Origin of the sequence: Leptospira weilii serovar Ranarum str. ICFT, from assembly GCF_000332415.1 — a bacterium.
Classification (GTDB): Bacteria; Spirochaetota; Leptospiria; order Leptospirales; family Leptospiraceae; genus Leptospira; species Leptospira weilii_A.
This window is the reverse complement of record NZ_AOHC02000052.1, coordinates 139828-164623: the sequence shown is the minus strand read 5'-3', so window position 1 is coordinate 164623 and position 24796 is coordinate 139828. Positions and strand designations below refer to the sequence as shown.

General features: G+C 41.8%; 25 protein-coding genes. 20 read left to right on the top strand and 5 right to left on the bottom strand.

The genetic code is table 11. The annotated features are described in order from the left end of the window. The first annotated feature begins 76 nt into the window (after positions 1–76). Genes LEP1GSC060_RS17295 through LEP1GSC060_RS17280 form a run of 4 tightly spaced genes read left to right on the top strand, consistent with a single transcriptional unit; the run spans position 77 to position 4114 of the window. Positions 77–2098: a plastocyanin/azurin family copper-binding protein gene (locus LEP1GSC060_RS17295; protein WP_003009841.1), complete on the top strand. Its 2022-nt coding sequence runs from the start codon at positions 77–79 to the stop codon at positions 2096–2098. Positions 2099–2138: 40 nt separating this feature from the next. Then, on the top strand, positions 2139–2453 hold the full coding sequence (locus LEP1GSC060_RS17290) for a PLDc N-terminal domain-containing protein (RefSeq protein WP_003009647.1): 315 nt from the start codon (positions 2139–2141) through the stop codon (positions 2451–2453). A 4-nt stretch (positions 2454–2457) separates the two neighbouring features. Then, on the top strand, positions 2458–3474 hold the full coding sequence (locus LEP1GSC060_RS17285; RefSeq protein ID WP_003009307.1) for a multicopper oxidase domain-containing protein: 1017 nt from the start codon (positions 2458–2460) through the stop codon (positions 3472–3474). A gap of 43 nt (positions 3475–3517) precedes the next feature. After that, positions 3518–4114 (top strand): SCO family protein, encoded by a 597-nt coding sequence (locus tag LEP1GSC060_RS17280; RefSeq protein ID WP_003009560.1) that lies wholly within the window; start codon positions 3518–3520, stop codon positions 4112–4114. Positions 4115–4368: 254 nt separating this feature from the next. Here LEP1GSC060_RS17280 and LEP1GSC060_RS17275 read toward each other — a convergent pair whose 3' ends face one another. From LEP1GSC060_RS17275 to LEP1GSC060_RS17255, 5 genes are all read right to left on the bottom strand, one after another. After that, on the bottom strand, positions 4369–4716 hold the full coding sequence (locus tag LEP1GSC060_RS17275; protein WP_003009941.1) for a DMT family protein: 348 nt from the start codon (positions 4714–4716) through the stop codon (positions 4369–4371). A gap of 170 nt (positions 4717–4886) precedes the next feature. Then, positions 4887–5291: an Hsp20/alpha crystallin family protein gene (locus LEP1GSC060_RS17270; protein WP_003009363.1), complete on the bottom strand. Its 405-nt coding sequence runs from the start codon at positions 5289–5291 to the stop codon at positions 4887–4889. A 21-nt stretch (positions 5292–5312) separates the two neighbouring features. Beyond that, entirely contained in the window at positions 5313–5729 is a 417-nt protein-coding gene (locus LEP1GSC060_RS17265; protein ID WP_003009350.1) for an Hsp20/alpha crystallin family protein, read from the bottom strand. Between the two features lie 189 nt (positions 5730–5918). Then, positions 5919–7349: an SBBP repeat beta-propeller lipoprotein, LipL53 family gene (locus tag LEP1GSC060_RS17260; RefSeq protein ID WP_036097009.1), complete on the bottom strand. Its 1431-nt coding sequence runs from the start codon at positions 7347–7349 to the stop codon at positions 5919–5921. Positions 7350–7674: 325 nt separating this feature from the next. Continuing rightward, complete coding sequence (locus LEP1GSC060_RS17255) at positions 7675–8277, bottom strand: hypothetical protein (RefSeq protein WP_003009733.1); 603 nt, start codon at positions 8275–8277, stop codon at positions 7675–7677. Between the two features lie 1314 nt (positions 8278–9591). Here LEP1GSC060_RS17255 and LEP1GSC060_RS17250 point away from each other — a divergent pair. From LEP1GSC060_RS17250 to LEP1GSC060_RS17175, 16 genes are all read left to right on the top strand, one after another. Then, the gene (locus LEP1GSC060_RS17250; RefSeq protein ID WP_003009553.1) at positions 9592–9912 is read left to right on the top strand and encodes a MarR family EPS-associated transcriptional regulator; all 321 of its coding nucleotides are present in this window, start codon (positions 9592–9594) and stop codon (positions 9910–9912) included. Positions 9913–9920: 8 nt separating this feature from the next. Further along, entirely contained in the window at positions 9921–10886 is a 966-nt protein-coding gene (gene fcl / locus LEP1GSC060_RS17245; RefSeq protein ID WP_003009527.1) for a GDP-L-fucose synthase, read from the top strand. After that, positions 10883–11980, top strand: a complete 1098-nt coding sequence (locus LEP1GSC060_RS17240) for an NAD(P)/FAD-dependent oxidoreductase (protein WP_003009854.1) — start codon at positions 10883–10885, stop codon at positions 11978–11980. The genes fcl and LEP1GSC060_RS17240 overlap by 4 nt, the downstream gene beginning before the upstream one ends. 46 nt (positions 11981–12026) lie before the next feature. Next, positions 12027–12584, top strand: a complete 558-nt coding sequence (locus tag LEP1GSC060_RS17235) for an SIS domain-containing protein (protein WP_003009869.1) — start codon at positions 12027–12029, stop codon at positions 12582–12584. Between the two features lie 5 nt (positions 12585–12589). Further along, a complete protein-coding gene (locus LEP1GSC060_RS17230; RefSeq protein WP_003009535.1) occupies positions 12590–13579 on the top strand; it encodes an SDR family oxidoreductase in 990 nt (329 codons plus the stop codon). Next, positions 13560–14363, top strand: coding sequence for a nucleotidyltransferase family protein (locus LEP1GSC060_RS17225; RefSeq protein ID WP_003009795.1), 804 nt, complete (start codon positions 13560–13562; stop codon positions 14361–14363). The genes LEP1GSC060_RS17230 and LEP1GSC060_RS17225 overlap by 20 nt, the downstream gene beginning before the upstream one ends. Beyond that, on the top strand, positions 14360–15889 hold the full coding sequence (locus tag LEP1GSC060_RS17220; protein ID WP_003009515.1) for a PfkB family carbohydrate kinase: 1530 nt from the start codon (positions 14360–14362) through the stop codon (positions 15887–15889). The genes LEP1GSC060_RS17225 and LEP1GSC060_RS17220 overlap by 4 nt, the downstream gene beginning before the upstream one ends. A gap of 3 nt (positions 15890–15892) precedes the next feature. After that, on the top strand, positions 15893–16885 hold the full coding sequence (locus LEP1GSC060_RS17215) for an NAD-dependent epimerase/dehydratase family protein (RefSeq protein WP_003009505.1): 993 nt from the start codon (positions 15893–15895) through the stop codon (positions 16883–16885). After that, positions 16882–18498 (top strand): phosphotransferase, encoded by a 1617-nt coding sequence (locus tag LEP1GSC060_RS17210; RefSeq protein WP_003009804.1) that lies wholly within the window; start codon positions 16882–16884, stop codon positions 18496–18498. The genes LEP1GSC060_RS17215 and LEP1GSC060_RS17210 overlap by 4 nt, the downstream gene beginning before the upstream one ends. Positions 18499–18510: 12 nt before the next feature. Continuing rightward, complete coding sequence (locus tag LEP1GSC060_RS17205; RefSeq protein ID WP_003009317.1) at positions 18511–19308, top strand: transketolase; 798 nt, start codon at positions 18511–18513, stop codon at positions 19306–19308. A gap of 11 nt (positions 19309–19319) precedes the next feature. Then, on the top strand, positions 19320–20252 hold the full coding sequence (locus LEP1GSC060_RS17200) for a transketolase family protein (RefSeq protein WP_003009459.1): 933 nt from the start codon (positions 19320–19322) through the stop codon (positions 20250–20252). Between the two features lie 203 nt (positions 20253–20455). After that, complete coding sequence (locus tag LEP1GSC060_RS17195) at positions 20456–21250, top strand: sporadic carbohydrate cluster 2OG-Fe(II) oxygenase (protein WP_003009745.1); 795 nt, start codon at positions 20456–20458, stop codon at positions 21248–21250. Further along, positions 21247–21639 (top strand): LIC12192 family sporadic carbohydrate cluster protein, encoded by a 393-nt coding sequence (locus LEP1GSC060_RS17190; RefSeq protein WP_036096976.1) that lies wholly within the window; start codon positions 21247–21249, stop codon positions 21637–21639. The genes LEP1GSC060_RS17195 and LEP1GSC060_RS17190 overlap by 4 nt, the downstream gene beginning before the upstream one ends. Positions 21640–21642: 3 nt before the next feature. Then, a complete protein-coding gene (locus tag LEP1GSC060_RS17185) occupies positions 21643–22080 on the top strand; it encodes an NUDIX hydrolase (protein WP_003009905.1) in 438 nt (145 codons plus the stop codon). 3 nt (positions 22081–22083) lie between these two features. After that, positions 22084–22749 carry a class I SAM-dependent methyltransferase gene (locus tag LEP1GSC060_RS17180; RefSeq protein ID WP_036096974.1) on the top strand — a complete coding sequence of 222 codons (666 nt, stop codon included), beginning with the start codon at positions 22084–22086 and terminating at the stop codon, positions 22747–22749. Between the two features lie 11 nt (positions 22750–22760). Beyond that, complete coding sequence (locus tag LEP1GSC060_RS17175) at positions 22761–24755, top strand: acyltransferase family protein (protein ID WP_003009428.1); 1995 nt, start codon at positions 22761–22763, stop codon at positions 24753–24755. Positions 24756–24796 lie beyond the last annotated feature (41 nt).

Here is a 24796-nt window from a genome sequence, read left to right as displayed (position 1 = left end):
CAGATGAGTCCCATTTAGAACAATCCTCAGATTCAGTATACAATAAAATCCCGGAAAGTCCGGAGGTTCATCAAAAATGAAAAGTCCGAGTTTCAAAATTAAAAAAGCCGCTTATTTGTTTCTTTTACTTTTTGTCGGAGTTTGTTTAGGAGTTTTCGTTTCCGCTTGTTCCGGGGAAAAGAAGGATGAGATCGAAGGTTTCGCTCACGTATTGATGATCGATAACTCTTTTTCTCCTCCGATGCAGAGAATTCCCGTGGGTGGAATCGTTGAGTTTGTCAACTCGGGAAACAATCCGCATAACGCGATCTCTGTGGATAAAAATTGGTCCACCGAAAAATCCTTCGGGAATATCGTTATGCCTCGCGGTACCAAAACCAAAGTTACCTTTTCCAAAGAAGGTGTGTTCCCTTACTTTTGTTCTTTTCACGCGACTCCCGACGGGTTGAACGGAATGGTCGGAGACGTTGTCGTCGGAAATGTTCCTTACAATCCCGCCGCAAAATCCGGTAAATCCTGGAAGAACGTTTCTCAATTTTCCGGAACCACTCGCAAGGTTCCTTCTTCTTATCCTACGATTCAAAACGCTGTGGATGCGGCGAGTCCCGGCGATCTCGTTTTGATCGACAAAGGTGTTTATTTGGAAGAAGTGACCGTTACAACTCCTTCGATTACGATTCGAGGCGTGGATCGGAACCAGGTTATCATCGACGGTCAGTTTCAAAGAGGAAACGGGATTATGGTCGTCGCCGCGGACGGAGTTGCGATTGAAAACATAACCGCAAGAAACGCCACGTTAAACGGCTTTTATTGGACCGGAGTCAAAGGTTTCCGAGGTTCTTATTTGACCTCGTATAACAACGGGGATTACGGCATCTATGCGTTCGATTCTATGAACGGTGTGATCGAACATTCCTACGCTTCCGGTTCTCCGGACTCCGGAATTTATATCGGTCAGTGTTATCCTTGTAAGGCGATCCTTTACGATGTTGTGTCGGAACACAACGCTCTCGGTTATTCGGGTACGAACTCGGGCGGTGAGCTCTATCTGATCGGTTCCGTTTGGAAAAATAACATCGTGGGTCTCGCGCCGAACACGCTCGATCGGGAACTTCTTCCTCCCGAAAGGGAAACGACGATCATCGGGAACTTGGTCTACAACAACAATAATCCCAAGGCTCCGATCGCCGCTCTGGAATATCCTTCGTTTGGAAACGGAATTCTGATTGCGGGCGGTCTTTCCAACGTCATCCGTAAGAACGTAGTGATCGATCACGTAAATAACGGAATCGTAATTCTTCCCAACTTGGACGAGAAGTTTTGGATTTCGCATAACAACGTGGTTCAAGACAACATCGTCTATAATTCGGGGAGGGCGGACATCGCCCTCGCCGGGCCGATGAGCACGGGCAATTGTTTTTCCGGAAACGAATATAGAACGGAACTTCCCGCGTTTTTGGAAATAGGGAACGGTTGTAATTCTTGGATTCGACTTCCGATGGGCGGAGATCTTTCCATGATGCTCGGCGCTCTCGGTTTGATGGTGCAGGCTTCCGGTGGAAAGTTCCCTTCCGGAAATTATAAAGAACAACCGATTCCGAAACCCCAGATCAACATCCCCCAAGGAAGTTCGGCTCCGGTGAGACCTGCGTTAACCGCTTTTGAAGACTTTCATCTGGATCTGAACCGGATCACACTTCCGAAAGAAACCGAAGAGGTTTTAAAGTCGGTTCCGAGAAAACCGGCTCCTACTACGGGCGCGTTCACTCTCGTAAAACCGATCAGCCTTTTCCCGTTTTTCTATCACTGGTTGGGATTTTTACTTCCGTTTGCGATTTATATCTGTTGGACTTCCCTGTCCCTGTTCGATCTGAAAGACAGAACGGATCTGGACCAAAGTCGAAAGTTGTTTTGGATCGCGGCGATCGGCCTGATCCCGATCCTAAGTCCGGCCGTTTATCTCCTCGGAGGAGGAAACAAATTCCCGACTTGGTTCAAAAGAACCTTGGTTTGGGGCGGACTGATCGCATTCTTTCTGTTGTTGGTCTATACCGGTATTTCTTTGATGAACGGCGTCGGAACCAAAACGGTAAGTTAATCAATTTAGAATATTCAAAAAAACTCATAGGAGAAAAATTATGGAACAAACTGTCGTCGGCGGACCCGGATTCTTAGCCTTACTATTCAACTTTTACGGATATTACTTTCCGTTTATACTCTATACTCTTCTTGCTCCTTTGGCGTTGGCGGATCTCGTTAAAAGAGAGGACGTGGATTCCAAGATCGGATCGATTTGGACGGGAACGATTCTTCTCGTTCCGATTGTGGGAGCGGGCGCGTATCTAATCGCGGGCGGATCTAAGGTTCCTGCTTGGTTGAAAAACGTTCTCGTATACGGGGGAGTGGGGGTTTTGGCGCTGATTATCATCATCACATCGGTCGCCAAATTCTAAAGGAGTGAACCGTAAACAATTTCTCAAATGGATCGGGATCGGAGGCGCCGGTTTGGCCGCAGGCGCCGGGATCAGTTCGATCGGAGACGGAAAGGACAATGGAGGTTTACTTTGTAAAGTCCGACCCGGAATCGTAGGAGCCAATCAGGAAGTTACGATTCCCGGAAACCCCGGAAACAATTCGTACGGGAGTATGGTGCATCCTCCCTTTCAAACCGATCCGGCTTGGCTCGCTCGGATGGAATTGAAGAATGTAGAAGTTGCTTCCGGGCCGATTTTAAAACAACATTTGAGCATTGTAGAAATGCCTCTGACGGTCGCGCATAACACGGTCGTCAAAGCCTGGACTTTCAACGGTATGGTTCCCGGTCCGGTGGTTCGAGCCACACTCGGACAGAAGATGGAAATCACTTTAAGAAACGATTCCGAACATCCCCACTCGATTCATTTTCACGGAAGTCACGATCCGAACGAAGACGGTTGGGAACCCGTCGTTATCGGCGGCGAAAAAACGTATAAACTCACCGCGGGCCCGATCGGATTTCATCCGTATCACTGTCACGTTCCTCCTCTTGCAAGTCACATGGCAAAGGGACTTTACGGCGGATTGATCGTAGATCCTCCGGGTGGAAGACCGACGGCGCACGAGTTTATGTTGATCCTTTCCGGATGGGATTTGGAAGATAAGGGAAAGAACGATATCTTTTCTTGGAACGGGATGGCCGGTTTTTACGATCGATATCCGATCAAGGTTCCGGTCGGACAAAAGGTAAGGTTGTATATCGCAAATCTATGCGAGTACGAACCGGTGGCTTCGTTTCACTTACACGCTCAAACCTTCGACGTGTTTCGAACCGGAACGAGATTGGTTCCCGACGATCATACGGACGTGATTACTCTCGGACAAACCGAAAGGGCGATCGTCGAATTTACTCTTCCGAAACGAGGAAGATATATGTTTCATCCGCATCAGACAAAGATGGCGGAGAACGGGGCTATGGGTTGGATCGTCGCCGTGTGACGTCTAACGTGCGAAAGTCGTAAACCGTGGGGAGAAGAACGTTTTGAAGGAAAGAATTTTATTTATAACCGTTTTGTTTATCGGGATCGGACTCGGTTTTTTCGGTTGGAAAGTTTGGAAATCCAAATTGCAATCCGGTTTCGAACCCGTTTTGGTTCGGGAATGGTCTTCCTCTTCGCTTAAGAATACGGAGAATCTGGAAATTCCTTTGAGTCGGATTTCCGGAAAACTGAAACTCGTCTATTTCGGATTTTCTCATTGTCCGGATATGTGCCCGAGGGCGCTCTTAGATATGTCCGCCGCGGTCAAGGAACTCGGAAACGACGGTAAGGATTTGACTCCCGTTTTTATCAGCGTGGATCCGGAAAGGGATTCTCCGGAACTACTTGCAAAATATGTAAAGCAGTTTCCGGAGAGGAAACTAGTCGCTTTAACAGGCGACCATGCTACATTGAAATCTCTTCAGAATGCGTTCGGGGCCGTTTCTAAAAAAGTAAGCGCCCCGCAGTTGGAAGGCGGTTACACGGTCGATCATACGGTTTTTCTGTATGTCCTGGATGATCGGAGCCGAATTCTTGCGACCTTTCCGGGTGGAACCGACGGTAAAACTCTTGCAAAAGAGATTAAGAAGTTCCTTTGATCTGCAATTTCCTTCTTATCTAAATTTTTTTTTGTAAAACGATCCGCGAGCGATGCGGAGTCAAGTTATTGGAAATACGATCCAGAATCTTTTTAAGAGTAAAATACAATAACTTGACGGAAGCACTGTATTTCGACCCTTGGGGAGAAATACTGAGTTCGAGCGCGGTTTTGCTTTTTTAGAACCGATTTTTCACGGTTACCGGAACAACGTACTTGCAGTGAAAAATTGTGCAAGACGCGTCCAAAGTTTTATTATGAATTCGTTTTATCGTAAAATGCAAAACCGACCGCGGCTAAGATCAGAACAAAACTTACCGCGTGATTCCACTTGATTTTTTCCTTTAAAACAAAAGATGCGAATACGATAAAAATACCGATCGTGATGACCTCTTGCAAAATTTTGAGTTGAAACGCGCTGTAACCTTCTTCTCCGTAACCGATTCGATTTGCGGGTACCATCAGACTATATTCAAAAAGTGCGATTCCCCAACTGAGGAAAATCGTCAACGGAAGACTCCAACCGTGAAAGAATTTCAAATGACCGTACCAAGCGAATGTCATGAAGAGATTGGAACAAACGAGAAGGAGAAATGTTTTCATTAGAATAGGATCTTTCGAGTTGGAATTCCAATGCAACCGAGAAATCAACGTTCGTTTACTTCGGTTCGATGAGAAATTTCCGTCGGCGAACCCAAGAGCGGCGAAGTTGCCTTCAGGCTCTCAAACGATCGTTTAAGAGCCTGATGATCCGGAGCCGACGGAGGAAACGATTATTCGGAACGAACCTCGATTTTTTTCGTGAGAGGTTTTCTTTTGGGGAGAGTGAGATTCAAAACCCCGTTCTTATAAACCGCAGAGATACGATCCTCTTCTATGGACTCGACGAGTGTGAACGCCCTTTTGTATTCGCCGGTGCGGAACTCGGAATATCTGAGTTCTCCGGAAATATCTTTCTCTGAAGTTTTACCGGAGATAGTCAGTTGATCCTTTTCTAATTTTACTTGAACGTCCTTTTCTTCCACACCCGGAAGATCCGCAAGAAGATAGATATTTTCCTCGTCGGAGTAGACATCGACTCTGGGAGTGAGAATTCTCACTCTTTCCCTTTTTGTTTCCCGAGAAGTCTGTTTGTCTTCGGCGGTATGATTTTCTTTGTTCAGAACTGCGCTTGTCATGGTTTTTCTCCTAAAAGTATATTAATGGGTTTGAATTTGGATCTTACGCGGTTTTACACTTTCCCGGATGGGGAGAGTCAGAACCAAAACTCCGTTTTTAAATTCCGCTACGGTTTTATCCGGGTCCACTTCCGTGGGAAGTTCCAAAGCTCTGTGGAACTTTCCATGAAATCTTTCCACACGATTGGTTCCTTGGTTCGGCTTGGGAACGTTTGCCGGTGTTTCCCCGCTCAGATGAAGCTGATTTCCGCTTACGGTGATTTCCAGATTTTCCGGTCCGATTCCCGGAATCAGAGCCGTGATCGTCACGACATCGGTTCCTTTATGGATGTTCAAGGCCGGATAAGCGCTCCCGCCATTGAGTGAAAACGGGTCCCAAAGGCCCGAAAACTGATTCTGGAGTTTATAAAGATCTTCAAAGATTCTAAATTCATTCATGGTTCTTATTTCCTTTTTAGCAATCTAAAGTTTAGAGTGCCAAAATGTTAAAAAAGTTCCAGCATTTTTTTAAAAAATTAGCAGTCTTTTTTTAAGAGTGCCAGGGCGGATTTGAGGGACCTACGTAACGTCCGAATCCCTTGATTCCTACGAATCTGCGGGAGTTCCCACGTTTCCAGTGGCGAGGCGTTATTTGTATTTTACGATGAATATCTCGTTTAATCCTCGAATGGGAATCCCATTCACGGTGTGGTTTGTATTTCCGATACCATAAAGATTTCCATTTCGGTCGCGCCCGATTCCGCTTCCGGAAATTGTGGCTCCGGGAGTTCCGACTTGTCGGATCCATCGGTTTTGTCCGGATGAATCGTGTTTTGTCAGAAAAACATCCAGCGTACCTATAGAAATACCGGTTCCATCCGGAACATTTCCGTTGCTATGGCCCGTCGTAAAAACGTTTCCATCCGCATCGGTTACGATTGCCTCGATGGCTGTCTGTTTTCGACGACCGCTGATCGGACCGAATTGTCGGATCCATTGTTGATTGCCGAACGAATCGTATTTGACTAAGGTTCCGAGCCAACTCGTTCCGTCGGCGCCCGATCCGAAATCACCGTTACTGTTTCCGCCCACAAAGACGTTTCCGGACGGATCCACGGATAAGGAACGGCCCTCGGACGATCTTAAGGCGGAACCGAGTTGGGCGAAAAATTGTTTATTGCCGTTGTTGCCGTCGTATCTAAGGATAAAAAGATCGGAGTTGCCTATACTGGGAGTCGTATCGGTCTCAAAGTTTGCGTTTCCCGAGCCGGTCATATAAATATCACCCGTAATCCTGTCAAAAGCGACTCCTTTTGGGAAACTTTGACCCCTTGGGATCGAAAGTTGTGTAACCCATTCCTGGTTTCCGTTTGTATCAAACTTAATCATAAATCCGTTGGCTCCCGCTTCGGGGCCTCCGAAGGGACCGGTCGAGTTTCCAACAATATAAGAATTTCCGAATGTATCCACGGAGATTTTTTCGGGTAAAATTGAAAATCCACCGCCTCCAATCCTGACTCCGGGTACACCTATCTGTCTGACCCAGGCTTCGGTTCCGTCGGCGGAGTTAAATTTGATTAAGAACATATCGTCTGCGCCGACAAGAGGGTTTGCATAATTACCGTTTGTTTGACCGGTTACATACACGTTTCCGTCCGGATCGACTGCGATATCCGCAACCTGCAAACGTACGCCCGCGACTCCGACTTGTTTCGTCCAGATCGTATTTTTCAAGGAATCATACTTTCCTAGGATGAGATCCCTGGTTCCGATCTCCGCCGCCCTGTAAACGCCGCGGTTGGTATCTCCGGCGACATAGATAAAACCGTTCCTGTCTACTGCGAGATTTTTACCCGTAGTATTGGCGTTAGGCGCTCCGATTAACAAAGTCCATTCTAATTCCAAGGATTTTGTATCTTCACGAACGGTTTCGGGGAAGACGGGCTCGATCGTTTCGAATTTACCTCGAAGTAAAAATTGAATCCAAAAGTCGTTTGCCCCCGGACCGGCCACGTTGAGTATCTTCGCCGGGGTACAAACCGGAAAGAAAATAAAAAGAAAAATGTAGAAGCGATTCATCGTATTTTTTTCCTGATACATCCGACTCAAAACATTCGGAATTGTAGAGATAGAAATTTTTGTAAGGATAGGGTGTTTCAGCCTATAGGAAAGAAGAGAGGAATGAGAAAGAAAAACACTTCTTAAGATGGGCCCTGTACTATCTAACGGAGATTTTTACGATCAAAATTTCCGAGAGGGTTTTATACATCCGAAAGATAAAAAGGATGGAAAAGAGACTTACATTTTAAGAGGAAAGGCGAAATCGGAGTTACGATCTTGGAGCTACATTACAATTGCAGGCTCCAAGATTTTTGAAATTGGGATCGAGTTTTCGGTGAAAGAATTATCTTTTTTTCGTTTTTTTCTTGGAAGTTTTCTTTTTAGTCGTTTTCTTTTTTGCGGTTTTCTTAGGTGTTTTTTTCTTTGCTACTTTCTTTTTGGCGGCCTTTTTCTTCTTAGGAGCCGATTTCTTCTTTGCTACTTTCTTTTTAGCAGCCTTTTTCTTTGCAGCTTTTTTCGCAGCTTTCTTAACGGCAACCTTCTCTTTCGCTACGGCTTTTTGAGCAACTGCTTTGTCTCCGTCATTCGAACGAAAGATTGATTTTTCAAAATCGCGTTCCCTAAAAGAAACGAGAGCACGTAAGATCAGAGTCTCTACGTCGGTTCCCTCGTTATCGGACTCGATGTACTCGTAAGAAAGATGGGCCAGCCCGCAACGCAGATAATTCGTTAGCTTGTCTTGAGAGGCTCCTTGACGGGCGAGTCCGTTTAACCAATCTCTGAGAATCTTTTCTCCGAGTTCGAAATTGGTGAATTTTCCCGTTTTACGAATCTCTTCGTTAAGCATTTGGTGAACTAAAGAATAATCTTTTTCGAAAGTATTATCGAGAACACCTTCTTCGATAAGCCTTGTGTCCAATTTTTGGACAATGACAGAGTCGGCCATATTGTTAGAATCTCCTGAAATTATGTGACAGAAATTGGATATAGTTTGCCGGAAGAAGTCTTTCTGCAAGAAAAAACTAAAAAAACCCGGATCCAGGTTTTAGATAGTTTCATCCCTTAAGCGAAGGTTTTAGACGGGATCTTCAAGATCGGATTTTTAATTCGACGCATTTTTATAAAGAACGGAACGCGTATACGAATCGAGCGAGTTTCGTAAAACACCGATTTGGTGTAAAACCGGTTCCCGTAAAAAGGAAGGTCCGATTTTGAGATAAACTCGGTGAAAATTTTTAAAACAAGTTTTCATTTCGAATTCGTTCCAACACATTCACAATTCGACAACTTCGCTCTTTATGTTTTTGTCCGCGGGTTTATTGGAAATTTCCGTTTTGCAATCATCTCGTTCCTGGAACTTTTCTCTTGGATCCGATTCGAATTTTGTTTCGGAAATTTTTCAAATATTCAGATTTACAACTAAAACCTTTCAATATCCGTAAAGCGGTTCCCCGTTATTTTCGGTCTCTAACAACAATGGATCTTACTCCATAACTATATAATAAAGTACCAATATTTTGCAGTAAAATAGTATTTTGCGATAAAAATCAACGGCACTCGATTTTATAGAGATCAATAATATCCGTCTTTTATTTTCAAGGATGAATTTTTTCGTTCGCCTTCGAGTTTCATCGAAGTTCTTTCCATACAAACTTTCTATTCACTAAAGACACAGTTTTGTTTAGACGCTACACTAACTCCTAACTCCTTGAAACGCGCCCCATCGAACGACCCATAGGAGGGAGTGAGATTGAGTTTACGGAGTCGTTGCACTCGAGTTTCTTATTCGCCCAAGATTTCAACCGTCGAACTCACGTTAACTAACGTAAGTTCGGCGTAACCAATGCGAAAGCGATTGTTATTTGTGATCCACAACGCGCCTCTTAGGAGTCGTTGCACTCGAGTTCCGAAAAACTCTGCGCTTTAGTGAATCGAACGGACCCGAGTAACTAAAGTGGCTCCTGTTCCTCCGACATTTTTTTTAAAAGAGATTCCCTCTAGGTTTGTTCCAATGTCCGTAAAGATTCAAAAGTCCTATGTCTGTTCAACGATTGAACAAATTTTATTGACAGGATATCTTTGCGATTTTTTTATGAATCCAGATTTTCCAACTCTGGGACTGACCCGGCGAAGCTATGCCAAAACTTCGGTCCGATTCCGTTTTTCTTTGAATTTCCTTCTTTGCTGGGTCCTGGTATGAATCGTAATCTTGCCTCTGATTCCTGATTCTTAAAACCCTGACATTTAAAACCTAAAACCCATGGATGACGCTTTAAGACATAAACTTCTGAGAATTTTGGAAGAGAACCCGGAAGTGAATCAGAGAGAACTCTCCGAGATTTTAGGGATTAGTTTAGGCAAGGTGAACTATTGTTTAAAGGCTTTGATGGACAAGGGCTGGATCAAAGCCAAGAACTTTAAAAATAGTAAGAACAAACTCGCATACGCGTATTTTTTAACTCCTATGGGAATCGAAGAGAAGGCTCTCATTACGGTTCGTTATCTGAAGATCAAAATGCAGGAATACGAACAGATTCGGAAAGAGATCGAAGAGTTGAAGAAAGAAGTCGGGGAAGAATAAGTAAGGCGATGGAAACGAACGCTAAGATTTATATCGCCGGTCACAAAGGTCTCGTCGGTTCCGCTATCGAGCGCGTTCTAAGAAAGGAAGGTTACGATAATATTTTGGGAAAGTCCCACGCCGAATTGGATCTCACGGAACAAACGAAAGTGAACCAGTTCTTCGAGGCAAATCGTCCCGAGTATGTTTTCCTGGCTGCGGCCAAAGTCGGCGGAATTCACGCGAACAATACCTATCCGGCTGAATTCATTTTTTCTAATTTACAGATTCAAAATAATATCATAGATGCTTGTTATCGTTTTAAAGTTAAGAAACTCGTCTTTTTGGGTTCTTCTTGCATTTATCCGAAGTTCGCGCAACAACCTATGGATGAAGGCCAGTTGTTGGACGGTAAACTCGAACCGACGAACGAACCTTATGCGGTCGCAAAGATTGCAGGAATTGTAATGTGTCAGAGTTACAATCGTCAGTACGGCACGAATTTTATTTCCGTGATGCCCACGAATCTTTACGGTCCCGGAGATAACTACCATCCGGAAAACTCCCACGTCCTTCCGGCTTTGATTCGTCGTTTTCACGAAGCCAAAATGAAAAACTTTCCCGAGGTGGTCGTCTGGGGAACCGGAAAGCCCTTAAGAGAATTCTTATATTCCGACGATATGGCTCGTGCCTGCGTTTTTTTAATGAAAAACTACGACGCTTCCGGAGATGCGAAAGGCGGAGAACACGTCAACGTCGGAAGCGGGATCGAGGTGAGCATTCGAGAACTTGCCGAAACCGTGAAAGAAGTCGTCGGCTACCAAGGGCTTTTGACTTTCGACCTTACGAAACCCGACGGAACCCCTCGCAAACTTTTGGACGTTTCCAAACTTCACAAGATGGGTTGGAAACATCAGGTGGAATTGAAGGAAGGGATTCGGTTGGCGTATGGGGATTTTAAAAATCATATTACGAAGGATCAAGTAAACATTTGATTTTAGTAATAGGTTCAGGTGTCGTTGGAAGTTGGGTCGCTTATCAACTTTCCAAAAATACTCGTTCGGATATTTATCTGTGCGATTCCTCGGAAAATCGAGGAGACGGTATCAGCGGAAGAAACTCGGGTGTTTTGCATTCCGGAATTTATTACTCGGAAGGTTCTCAAAAATTAAAACATTGTCTCAGAGGTTATGAATTATCTTTAGAGTTTTTCGATCAATTCAACGTTCCTCATAGCATTTGCGGAAAGATCATCACTACCGGAATAAAGGAAGATGTTTCCCTTGAATTGAAGAAGAAGGAAAAATTAGAAGAGCTCTATAATAAATCCGTAAAATACGGAATCACGGATACGAGTTTTGTAAAAAATCTTTCTTCAGAGTATCCTTTTCTTTTGGGAGAAAATGCGATTCATCTCGGAAAAACGGGTGTTGTGGATGTTCCACTTTATCTAAAAACGCTCTGGAGAGAATGCGAGAATTCCGGCGTTACTTTTATCAAAGGAAAACGTTTCGTTTTTCAAGAGGAAGTTTCTTTTCTTTGTGATATTCAAACCGGTGTTATGGAAAAAATCGATGCTGATTGTATCGTCAATGCGGCTGGTCTCCATTCAGACGAGCTGATTCAACAACTGGGGGAATTGAAATACGAGATTCGTCCCAATAAAGGCGAATACTATCGTTTGAAAAGAGAACTTCCGTTTAAAAAATTGGTATATCCACTTCCTTCTTACTCGAGTACTGCGTTAGGAGTTCATTATACATTTCATCTCAATGGGGAATCCTATGCCGGCCCGAATTCCAATTGGGCGAGTTCCAAATCGGATTATACGTTTCAAACTTCAAAAAACGTATTTTTTAACTCCTTAAAAAATATTACAAATTATTATACGGAAGACGATTTGACACAAGGTTACGTGGGACTGAGGCCGAGATTGTTTTTTGATAATAATCCCGTTACGGATTTCGTTATAAAAAAGTATCCTGAAGACAAGCCGTGGATTCATTTACTCGGAATCGAAAGTCCGGGGCTTACTTCTTCCCCGTCCATTGGAGAAGAAGTTTCTCGTTTGGTTCAATCTCTAATTTAATTGGATTTGCACCGATTCGTTTTTATTATTGAAAGGAGAATCAAAAATGCTGGATCATTATAACGCTTACATTGCTCGTCTTCAATCGGCGCTTGTTCCGGAGAGAGCACCGGAGATTGAACGTCTTGCGCTTTCCTTAAAGGATGCTTGGGAAAATAAAAAACAAGTTTTTATCTGTGGCAATGGCGGAAGCGCCGGAAATGCGATTCACTTGGCCAACGATTTCAATTATGGTATCGATAAAAAAAACGGACTTGGACTCAGGATCGAAGCCTTGCCCGCAAATGCGGCGGTAATCACTTGTCTTGCGAACGACGAAGGATATGACTCTATTTATTCTCAGCAGTTGGAAGTAAAAGCGAATCCGGGCGACGTATTGATCGTTCTTTCCGGAAGCGGTAATTCGCCTAACGTAGTAAAGGCTCTCGAAGTCGGAAATCGTATCGGTATGATTACCTATGCGATTTTAGGATTTTCCGGCGGTAAATGTAAAGAGTTGGCAAAACATCCGATTCACTTTCCGATCAATGATATGCAGATATCGGAAGATTTACAAGTGATCGTCGGTCATATGTGTATGCAATGGTTGTGCGAGGCTAAGTAAATCAAATGAAAGCATTGGTTACCGGCGGCGCCGGATTTATCGGAAGTCACCTTGTTGACGTTCTATTAGAGAATCAATTCGAAGTCGTCGTATTGGACAATTTCAGTACAGGCAGGGCTTTAAATTTAGATCACGTAAAAAGCAAAATCAATTTAGTTGAATGTGATTTGTCAGTTCAAGGAGATTGGATTCAAAAATTCAAATCCGTCGATTACGTGTTTCATCTTGCTGCGCTCGCGGATATTGTTCCGAGTATTCAGAACCCGGAAGGATATTTTCAATCGAATGTGACCGGAACTTTGAACGTTCTACAAGCAAGCAGACATCAGAACGTAAAACGATTTGTTTACGCTGCCTCTTCTTCCTGTTACGGAATTCCGGAAGTTTATCCAACTCCCGAAACTTCTCCGATTCTCCCTCAATATCCTTACGCTCTTACGAAAAGAATGGGAGAAGAGCTGGTGCTGCACTGGGCTCAGGTTTATAAATTTCCCGCTCTATCATTACGATTTTTTAATGTTTACGGACCGAGATCGAGAACTTCCGGAACTTATGGAGCGGTCTTTGGAGTTTTCCTCGCGCAAAAATTAGCAAGTAAACCGTATACGGTCGTCGGTGACGGAAAACAAACCAGAGATTTCACGTATGTGAGAGACGTTGCAGAAGCAATATTTGCGGCGGCTAAGAGTGAGAAGGTCGGAGAAATTTATAACGTAGGAAGCGGTGCGACAATTTCAGTCAATCGAATCGTAGAACTTTTAAAAGGAGAAGTCACTTACATTCCGAAACGCCCCGGAGAACCGGACTGTACCTTTGCAGATATTGCAAAGATCAAAAAAGACCTGGGCTGGTCTCCTAAGATTTCCATCGAAACCGGGATCGGTGAATTGTTAAAGAACATAGATTATTGGAAAGACGCTCCGGTATGGACGCCCGACAAAATTGCAACTGCGACTTCCGATTGGTTTAAGTATCTTGGCGGATCCAATTCTTAAAAACGAAATCAACGTCTTAATTCTTGCGGCGGGACTTGGAACTAGGCTGAAACCTCTTACGGATGTCTGGCCAAAATGCCTTATGCCGATCGGAGGGAAACCTTTGCTTGAAATTTGGCTGGAACAGATTTCTAAATTAGAAATTTCTAAAGTATTGGTTAACCTCCATTACCTAAGCGACGTAGTCGTTTCCTTTTTAAAAAGACCGAAATATAAGGATTGGGTAGAATCCGTTTACGAGTCTGAGTTATTGGGCACGGCGGGAACTTTTCGGAAAAATTATGATTTTTTTAAAGGTAAAACCACTCTTCTGATTCATGGCGATAATCTTTGTCTTTGCGATTTTAAGTCTTTCGTCGAATTTCATTTTTCGACAAGACCGAAATTTTCTCTTATAACGATGATGACATTTCAAACTGATTCTCCTAAAACCTGTGGAATTGTGGAGTTAGACAAAAGTGGAGTCGTTCAGAAATTCCATGAGAAAGTGGAAAACCCGCCTGGAAATCTTGCGAATGCGGCGATTTACTTGATCGAACCTGAAGTGCTGGATTGGATTCAAGAGAGAAAAGATATCGACGACTTTAGCAATCAGGTTCTACCCGAGTTTCTCGGAAAAATTGCAACTTGGGAAAACAAAGATATTATGCGTGATATTGGAAATGCAGATTCTTTAGCAAAAGCTCAGAGAGAAGTTTTGTTTTCCGTTGAGTCCGATTTGGACGAGTGGCAAGTTGAATTTTTAAAAAACCCGATTCATCAATCGATTCATTCCATCCTATGATTCCAAATTCACATAAAATTATTTCCATAACGGACGTATCTCAGTTAAACGGAACTCAATCTGAGGATTCGCTTATACTTTGTTACGGACATTTTAATGTGATTCATCCGGGACATATTCGATTTTTACAATATGCTAAAAGTCTTGGAAAAAAACTAAAAGTAGCCGTTCTCGGGGATCAAAGTATTCCGGAACTTCAAAGAAATAAATACTTTCATCAGATGGAGAGAGCGGAAGGTGTCGCGTCTTTACATTTTGTGGATTTGGTTTACGTTTTGGATAAAATTTCTCTGGAGGATTTATCGATTCGAATTAAACCCTCTGTTTTAGTTTTAGGAAAAGAATTTGAGAATACAGATCGTGAAAACATCAAAGAAGCGATCTCTGCCATTGAAAAACAGAATGGAAAGGTGGTTTTTCACGCCGGTGAAGTTCATTATGCAAGCGCGGATTTGCTTCATGGCAGTCAGCAGGATCTTGAATCCGAAAGAAAACATTTATTTCTTCAAACTTGTAAACGACAAGGAATTGATCTTCCAAAACTTTTAGATCGCATCGGTAAATTTTCAGATTCTAAAATTCTCGTGATAGGCGATACTATCGTGGATCAATACGTTGCCTGCGATGCGATCGGAATGAGCGCGGAAGCTCCTGTACTTGTGGTTCGAGAATTGGAAACCAAAGAATTTGTAGGCGGCGCCGGCGTTGTTGCGGCTCACGTCAAAGCCTTGGGAGCAGACTGCACGTTCTTATCCGTAGTCGGCGAGGATGAGAACGCGAATTTAATAAGAAAAAACTTACAAGAACAAGGGATCGACGTGCAGTTGATCGGCGACAGCAGTCGTCCAACTACTTTCAAAATTCGTTATATGGTTGAGAATCAAAAACTTTTTCGAGTCAGTCGTTTGAAGGAACATTCGCTTTCGAAAGGGATTGAAGATCAATTCATTGAGAAACTGAGAAAGATTGCAAAAGACTATGACGGGATTCTCATTTGTGATTTTGTGTATGGAGTTATTACTCAGAGGATTCTTACGGAGATCCAATCGATAGCTCGGGAGAATGATATTCTACTTTTCGGCGATTTGCAATGCAGCAGTCAGGTCGGTAATGTTGCAAAGTTCGAAGATTTTGATTTGTTATGTCCGACAGAACGAGAAGCAAGGATTGCGTTGAGCAATCACGAAGATGGAGTAGAGTGGATTGCGAATACTCTTTTGGAGAAAACACGTTCAAAAAATCTTCTAGTCAAGTTAGGTGCAGACGGATTTATTGCATACTCTAACGAAACTCCTGGCGGTTTTAATAAGAAGGAACATTTTCCTGCGTTGGTTTCGAATCCAGTCGACGTTGCGGGCGCCGGAGATTCTCTCTTAGCAGCCATCGCCACAAGCATGTGCTCCGGAGCCACCTTAATGGAAGCGTCGGTAATTGGTACTTGTATGGCGGCATTGGCGGTACAAACTGTTGGCAATATACCCATCTCTCATCAAAAATTAGAAAATTATATTAGAAATTTGGAGTAAAGAATGGCTCAAAATATTAAAAGTATTTATATAACGGGAGGAGCCGGGTACGTCGGAGCTATGCTCGTTCCTCGTCTTTTAGAAGAAGGATATAAGGTTACGGTTCTGGACCTTATGATTTACGGAGAAGACGTACTCAAGGATCATCATAACCTAACAAAGATTAAAGGAGATATCAGAGATCAGGATGTATTGAACAAAACGATTCCGGGTCACGACTCCGTAATTCACCTCGCTTGTATCTCGAACGATCCTAGCTTTGAGCTGAATCCTAATTTGGGAAAATCCATCAACTTAGACGCGTTCAGACCTCTCGTAGAGATTAGCAAAAAGAACGGAGTGAAACGATTCATTTACGCTTCCTCTTCTTCCGTTTACGGAATTAAGGAAGAACCGAATGTTACGGAAGATTTTACTTTAGAGCCCCTTACCGATTATTCTAAATTCAAAGCCGATTGTGAGAAAATATTAAATCAATATTTGTCTGACGATTATACAACGGTTACGATTCGTCCGGCTACCGTTTGCGGATATTCACCTAGGCAAAGGCTGGATGTCGTAGTAAATATTTTGACCAATCTGGCTTATCATAAGCGAGAGATCAGTGTGTTCGGAGGAGGGCAACTTCGTCCGAACATCCATATCGACGATATGGTGGACGCGTATTTGGTTCTTTTACGCGCTCCGAAAGAAAAGATCGCAGGAGACGTTTTTAACGCGGGCTATCTCAATTTTACGGTTTCTGAAATCGCAAACATGGTAAAGGAAGTAATCGGAGAAGACGTAAAGTTGGTTACAACTCCGACCAATGACAATCGATCCTATCATATCTCTTCCGATAAAATATTCAATAAGCTGGGATTTAGAGCCAATCGCTCTATTAAGTTGGCGGCAGAAGATCTAAAGAAAGCTTTTGATTCCGGACTTCTTCCGGATTCTCTAACCGATGAAAAATATTTTAATATAAAGCGTATGCAGTCCGTAAGCTTGAAATGACTCTGAGAATCGGATTAGATTTCGATAATACTCTTGCTTGTTATGATAAGGTTTTTGCCTCGGCCGCAAAGGCGCAAAAGCTCATATCGGAAGACTGGGCGGGTTCCAAAAAAGAGTTAAGAGACTATATTCGAACTTTAAATGACGGAGAGCTGATTTGGCAAAAAATCCAAGGAAAAGTCTACGGTAAGTTCATGAGGCAGGCTACGCTTTTTCCCGGTGTGGCAGAATTCTTATGGAAGTGCAAATTCAATGAGGCGGAAGTTTTCATTGTAAGTCATAAGACGTCTTACGGTCATTTTGACGAAGAAAAAATAAATCTTAGGTCCGCCGCCTTGGATTGGATGGATGAAAAGAGATTTTTTGATTTAGAAGAATTTAATATTCCTTCCGAGAACGTTTTTTTCGCAGAGACTAGAGCTGAAAAAGTAAAAAAAATAAACGAACTCAAACTTTCTTTTTTTATAGATGATTTGATCGAAGTATTTGAAGAGAAGGATTTTTCCTCAAACACGCAGAAGGTTTTGTTTGGAAATTCGGAGCTTTCGGATCACACGATCGAAAAGTTAATTTGTTTTAATAGTTGGAAAAAAATCTCAGATTTCATTCTTCCCGAATTTACGTCCGAAAATATATTTTTTATTTTAAACAAAAAATGGAAGGATTTAAGCTTTTTTAATATACAAACGATAAAAGCAAACGGCAACAGTAGGGTTTATAGGGTCGACTCGGACAAAAAATCCTATATTCTAAAGGTCTATCCCGATTTACAGTTGGATCCCAGAGAAAGGTTGAAAACGGAATATGACAGTTGTTTTCAGTTATTCGAATATAAACTCTTGGTTCCCAAACCCGTTCGAAAAGACGATGACTTGAACTGGGGGTTGTATAGCTGGATCGACGGAAATGAAATCAAAGAATACAATGAAGATTTAATTCTTCAACTTCTACGATTCGTTTCTAAATTAAAAGAAATCCAACCTCGTTTTTCGGAAGAAGATTTCGATTTGGCGTCGGAAGCCTGCCTTTCGGGTGTGGAATTAGAGGCTCAGATCAGAAGGCGTTTGGACTCTCTGCAATCCTTAAACAATTTTGAATTGAATCGATTTTTGTCGAACGATCTCGCACCTGCGTTCGTCGCTTTTTTAGATAAGGCGAAGTCATTCTATCAAGAAAACTATTTTAAAGAATTGGAAGGCCAATTTAGGATCCTAAGTCCTTCCGACTTTGGATTTCACAATTCTAAACTGGATCAGAACGGAAACTTATACGTTTACGATTTGGAATATTTTGGTTGGGACGATCCGGTGAAATTGATTTCGGATTTTCTCTGGCATCCAGGCATGAATTTGACCGAAAAACAAAAGGCGCTCTGGCTCGACAAATCCATAAAAATTTTTGATCAGGACAAGGGAATCGAAAAGAGATTTTCCTTTTATCACCCTTTATATGGCATTCGGTGGTGTTTGATTCTTCTAAACGAATTTCTTAAAATAAAATTAGAAAATAGAGTCAATGCGAATCCGGAAAGAAGAGGGCGGCTTTCTTCCATACAAAATACTCAATTAGAAAAATCTAAAGTATTGTTAGATAAAATTAAATTGATCGCGTAAAGGAAAATATTCATGGAACTAGTTTCGAAACGTTTGAGAAAGCTTGTAGTAGAAGCATTGGAGGGGGGAGGACGAGGTCATTTGGGTTCTTCTATGTCCATGATCGAAATTTTACACGTCTTGTATGACGGTTATTTAAATATTTCTAAAGATAACTATTCTTCTCCCGATAGAGACAGATTTATTTTGAGCAAAGGACACGGCTGTCTTGCACTGTATGCGGTCCTCGCCGATAAAGGTTTTATTCCAACCGAGGAATTAAAAACTTTTTGTAAGTCCGATTCTCGTTTAGGAGGACATCCGGAACGAGGAAAAATTCCGGGAGTTGAAGCTTCGACCGGAGCGTTGGGCCATGGACTTCCCATTGGAGTAGGAATGGCAGTCGCTGGAAAAATCAGAAAGAAAAATTACAAAGTTGTAGTTCTAACCGGAGACGGCGAAATCAATGAAGGTTCCGTTTGGGAAGCTGCGATGTCCGCAGCCAAACATAAACTTTCCAATTTAACCGTGATGGTTGACTATAATAAACTCCAATCTTACGGTCTGACTAAAGAAGTTTTGGACTTAGAACCTCTTGTTGATAAATGGAAAAGTTTCGGATTTGCAACCGTGGAAATCGACGGTCATAATATAGAAGAAATTAAAACGGTTTTAAATAAGCTTCCGTTTCATCCGGATAAACCTTCTGCAATCATTTGTCATACGATCAAAGGCAAGGGATTTCCTTTTGCGGAAGGGAATGCTCATTGGCATCATAAATCAAAACTTTCAAAAGAAGAAATCGAAGCAATGTATGCTTGCTTACAATAATAGGTAACAAAATGCGCAATACTAGTTTAAAAATCGTAAATCAATTAGCAGAGAAAGACGAAAGAGTTGTTTTCATCGGATCCGATCTTGGTCCGGGCGTATTGGAAGAAATGAAACAAAACTTTCCCGATCGTTTCTTTATGGAAGGGGTAAGCGAACAGCATATCATCGGAATGGCTGCTGGAATGGCGATGGAAGGATACATTCCCTATATAAATACCATCGCTACTTTTCTTACGAGAAGATGTTACGAACAAGTTGCTTTGGATTTATGTTTGCACAATCTTCCGGTTCGATTGATTGCGAGCGGCGGGGGAGTTGTCTATGCGCCTCTCGGTCCTACTCACTTAGCGGTTGAAGACATCGCTATTCTTCGCGCTCTACCGAATATGACGATCATCGCTCCCTGTGATGCGGAAGAAATGAAAAGACTGATGCCTCTCACGGTGGACTGGCCTCATCCAATTTACATCCGACTCGCAAAAGGTGGAGATAAGGTAGTCAGTAAGTCCGAGCTTGGTTTTGAAATCGGAAAAGCGATCGTTTTGAAAGAAGGTAAAGACGGTATGTTTATTACTACGGGAGTTATGACGCAGCTTGCTTTAGAGGCCGTTCAACAACTGGAATCGGAAGGAACAAGTTGTGGGGTAATTCACATGCATACGATAAAACCTCTGGACGGAGAGATTCTAAAAAAATGGATCCCGAAAGTTGCGGGGATTGTTACGGTAGAAGAACACACTCGAATTGGCGGCCTCGGCAGCGCCGTGCTTGAATTTTGTAACGAAGAGATTCCGAACGAGTCCGGAAAAATTAGAAGGATCGGATTACCGGACCGTTTCTCGGATAAATACGGAAGTCAAGAATCCTTGTTGAATCATTTTGGAATCACTCAAGAATCTTTGGTGAAAACAATGAAAGAAGTTATTCAAACAAGAAAGTAAAATAGAAGCTTTATATTCAAAATCAAAGATGTCCCACTTCCAAGGAAAATTAGATTTTTAATTGAAAGAAGTGAGATGGGTCCTGCTCTACCGATTCATGGCCGAATCAAATCAAACAAGTGAAATGATATTTAGAGTTTTATAAATATTGCATATGTTTGACTCAAGGCCCCGAAAATAGTATTAGAATAGTCTAGAAGAATATGTATTTATCTGAATATGAAAAACAAATGACAGATGAGTATATTGAGAACGGATATACCATTCAAAAGGCGGCTGACATTGATTCTTTACATTGGATCAGAGAAAGCATCGCAAATATCGTCAGGGAGATTTTGAGCCTTACGAAAGAGGAACCTTCCGATATTCTTTTGAACCAAGTTCATAAAAAAGTCTCCATTAACGAATTGAATTCTTTTCGTTTGAAAGTAATTCAATCCATGAATTCTCTAAAAGATTTTAGATATCATTATTATAAAGTAGCCAAGCCTTATTTGGAAACGTTAGTCGGAAACGAGTTGTCCATGCAGCTAAGGGTAAATCTTAGCATTCAATTTCCGAACGACTACAGTTCACTTCTTCCGGTTCATTCGGATACGTGGTCGGGAGATTCTCCGTATGAGATCGTAGTTTGGCTACCGATCGTGGATTGTTATAAAACAAAATCCATGTATTTACTTCCGCCCGATTCTTCCAAAAAGCTGATTACAGATTTTAAAAATCAATCCGGAGTGAGCAGCGAAGATTTATTTCAATCGATTTCTAAAGAAGTTCAATGGTTGGAAATTAAATACGGAGAAGTTCTTTTGTTTGATCAAGGTTATCCGCATGGAAACCGCGTAAATGAAGAATCCGATACAAGGTGGTCCATGAACTGTAGATTTAAATCCGTTTTTACTCCCTATGGCGATAAGAAGCTTGGAGAATTTTTCGAGCCGATCACACTTCGCGCAACTTCGAAAGTTGGGATGGAATATCAGTTTCCAAAAGTGAAATGAAGGGTGTAAGAGGTTATATCTTTAGCAGACCCTTTCTCGGTGAAAGGGTGCCGCAGCACGTTCAGAATATTGTAATCAGAGATTATTGTCAGAAAAACGGTCTTCACTATTTACTCAGCGCGACTGAATACGCAATGGAAGACTGTCATTTGATTTTACAACAAGTCTTGGATGAATTGGCTAACCTAGATGGAATGATTTTATACAGCTTATTTCAGTTGCCGATGGATTTTGAAAGTAGGAATCGTTTTTACGATCGGATTCTTTCCTCTCGGAAAACCTGTTATTTCGCGGTGGAAGGTCTGAAACTAAACGATAGAGAAGACGCAGAGCGTATTGAGGATCTCTGGAAAATCAAATTGATCTTACCTTATTGTTTACATTATTAGAATATGGACAACTCGATCGGTCATGCCGTTAAGGCTTTAATATATAGAAACGACGGTCGTATTTTATTACAACAACGCGATTTTACTCCGGGAATTATCTTTCAAGGCTATTGGACTTTTTTTGGCGGACAGGTGGAATCCGGTGAAAATTTAAAAGAAGCGTTAACGCGCGAGTTGCAAGAAGAACTCGGATGTGTTCCGGGCAGCATTGGAGAGGAATTATTTCAATGGGAATGGAAGGGAGAATCTCCGACTTGCAATCATTGTTTGCCGGTATTTCTAGAAGTAAAGGAAGACGTTCTCGTTCTAAATGAAGGTCTGGCCATGAATTGGTTTTTATTGGAAGAATTGCATGAAAGGCTTCCTTTGGTACCGGGTGTTGTCGCTAATCTCAATCAAATTAAAGAATTTTTAGATAAAGCCTTTTTTATCAGAAAGTAAAGTATGGGAAAATTAAAAAATATAGTAACTCCTCTGCACCAAGCCACGCAGAGGGACTATCTTGCACGCATGCAGGATAACAAAATCGGATGTATGATCAAGGCAAAGGAATACGGCTTTGATTATTGGGACGGAGATCGTCGATTCGGATATGGTGGGTACAAATATATTCCAGGTAGATGGAAGCCGGTTGCGGAAGCATTGATTCAAGACTACAATTTAAAATCCGGATCGAAGGTATTGGATATCGGTTGTGGTAAAGGCTATCTACTGCATGAAATGTTACTCATAGAACCCGGATTGAATGTCGTGGGATTTGATTCTTCTGTTTACGGACTTGAGAACGCGAAAGAGGAAGTAAAACCTTATCTATTCAACTACAAAGCCCAGGATCCTTATCCGTTCGGCGATAAAGAATTCGATTTAGTGATATCGCTTACTACATTTCATAATTTGAAATTGTTCGAGTTGAAGTCCGCCTTGAAAGAAATGGAAAGAGTCGGAAAGAGCGGATATCTTATGCTTGAAAGTTATAGAAATGAACAAGAATTTTTCAATTTGGAATGTTGGGCTCTAACGGCAGAATCTCTTTTGGAAGTTTCAGAATGGATTTGGTTGTATAAAGAATTTGGATATAGCGGAGATTATGAGTTTATCTTTTTTGAGTGAACGTTGAATTCATGAACCAGTTTTTACAAAACCTTTTTAAAATTCCGACTAACAAAGAGTATCGACCGGATATCGACGGATTGCGTGCAGTCGCAATATTGCTGGTTGTAGCCTACCACACAGTCCCTTATAAGTTTAAAGGAGGTTTTATCGGAGTTGATATATTTTTCGTCATCTCGGGTTATCTCATTTCGAATATTGTTTTTAAGAGTCTCGAATCGGATACTTTTAGTTTTAAGGACTTTTATTTAAAAAGAATCAAAAGAATTTTTCCGGCTTTGCTCGTTTTATTCGCTTTTATTTTGACTTACGGTTACTTCTATCTTTTAGCAAACGATCTAAAAACCTTAAGTAAACACATCATTGCTGGTGTATTATTTTTATCGAATATTATTTATTGGTCTGAAACCGGATATTTCAATTCAGGAATTAAATATTTACTGCATCTGTGGTCTTTGGGCATTGAGGAGCAGTTTTACATTTTATGGCCCGTCATTCTATTTGTTATCTATAAGTATAGAATAAACTCTCTAACTGTCCTTTGTGTTCTTTGGGTGTTTTCCTTTTTGACGAATCTTCTATTGACAGGCAAGGACTTAACCTCTGCGTTTTTTCTTCCTCAAGGAAGGTTTTGGGAGTTGATGACGGGCAGCATTCTCGCTTATGTCACCGTCTTCAAAAAGGAATATTTAAATTATAAGTTCAGCAGCTTGTTGAATCATATAAATTCTTTCGTTGGTCTTGTCTTGATCGGTTTGGCCTTCTATTGGATCAACCAGGACCAGTCCTTCCCGGGCTGGTGGGCCTTGTTGCCAACTACAGGTTCCTTTTTGCTGATTTCAGCCGGAAAACAGGCTATTGTTAATAAATATTTATTGAGCAATCGCTTGTTTGTAATTATGGGACTAATCAGCTATCCATTGTATTTATGGCATTGGCCTTTGCTCACTATAGCCGGTTTGATGGATTATGAGAATTCTAATGAGGCAAAACTGATCCGCGTCTCTGCCGTGCTAATCAGTTTTATATTTTCTTTCATAACGTATAGATGGATTGAAATTCCAATCCGAAACGTAAGACTAAAAGAAAAGAACGTCTTAATCGTGCGATCTTTGGTTCTGCTGATGATCTCGTTTTTATCCATATCTACCTTCATATATTATAAAAATGGGTTCATCGACAATTATCCGAAAATCGTATTCGAGTTGGATCAATATAAGCACTATGAGACTAAAGAGATATTTAGATCGGGGACATGTTTGCTTCAAGATCAGGATAAGAATTCTTTTTCTAAGGATTGTTTGGATCCTGAAGAACAAAATTCTTCGATTCTTTTTGTATGGGGCGACTCTTATGCTGCTCAACTGATTCATGGGCTTAAAATTCTAAAAACTGAAAAGAAATTTAGAATCGCACAGTATTCGAGTGCAGCCTGTCCTCCGATTTTCGAATTCGAGACGAGCAGACATCCGCTTTGCAGATCGACAAATCAGTATATTGGGAAGGAGTTAATTCCGAAATTAAATCCTTCTTTGATCGTTCTTTCAGCTTATTGGCCGGCGTATTTTTTTCCGCGAGAGGTTACCTTTGCCAAGGACTTAAGTCGATTTAAAGAATCCATAATCTCTTTGAAACGGGATCAGGCCGAAAACCTTGTTTTGATCGGACCATTGCCGGAATGGGAAGGTGGATTGCCGAATGTTTTAATCAAAAGAATTGTATTTGATAAAAAGTCGGACATTCCGGAAAGGATGATTCCTCAGAAATTCGAGAAAGTAGTGGAACTTGACAAAGAATTTAGAAAGTTATCAAAAGAATTAGATATTGTTTATATTTCTCCGATCGACTATCTTTGCAATGTGGAAGGTTGTATCACCCGTGTTGGCGATACGACCGATAGTTTGATCGCGTTCGATCATGGACATTTGACCCAAGTCGGCACTGAGTTTTTTATCAGAAAAATTTTTCCTAAATTGAATATTTATCTTTCTAAACATGTCGAATGAGCCAATGCAATGGAAGTGCTAAGTGTTAGTATTGATAACGT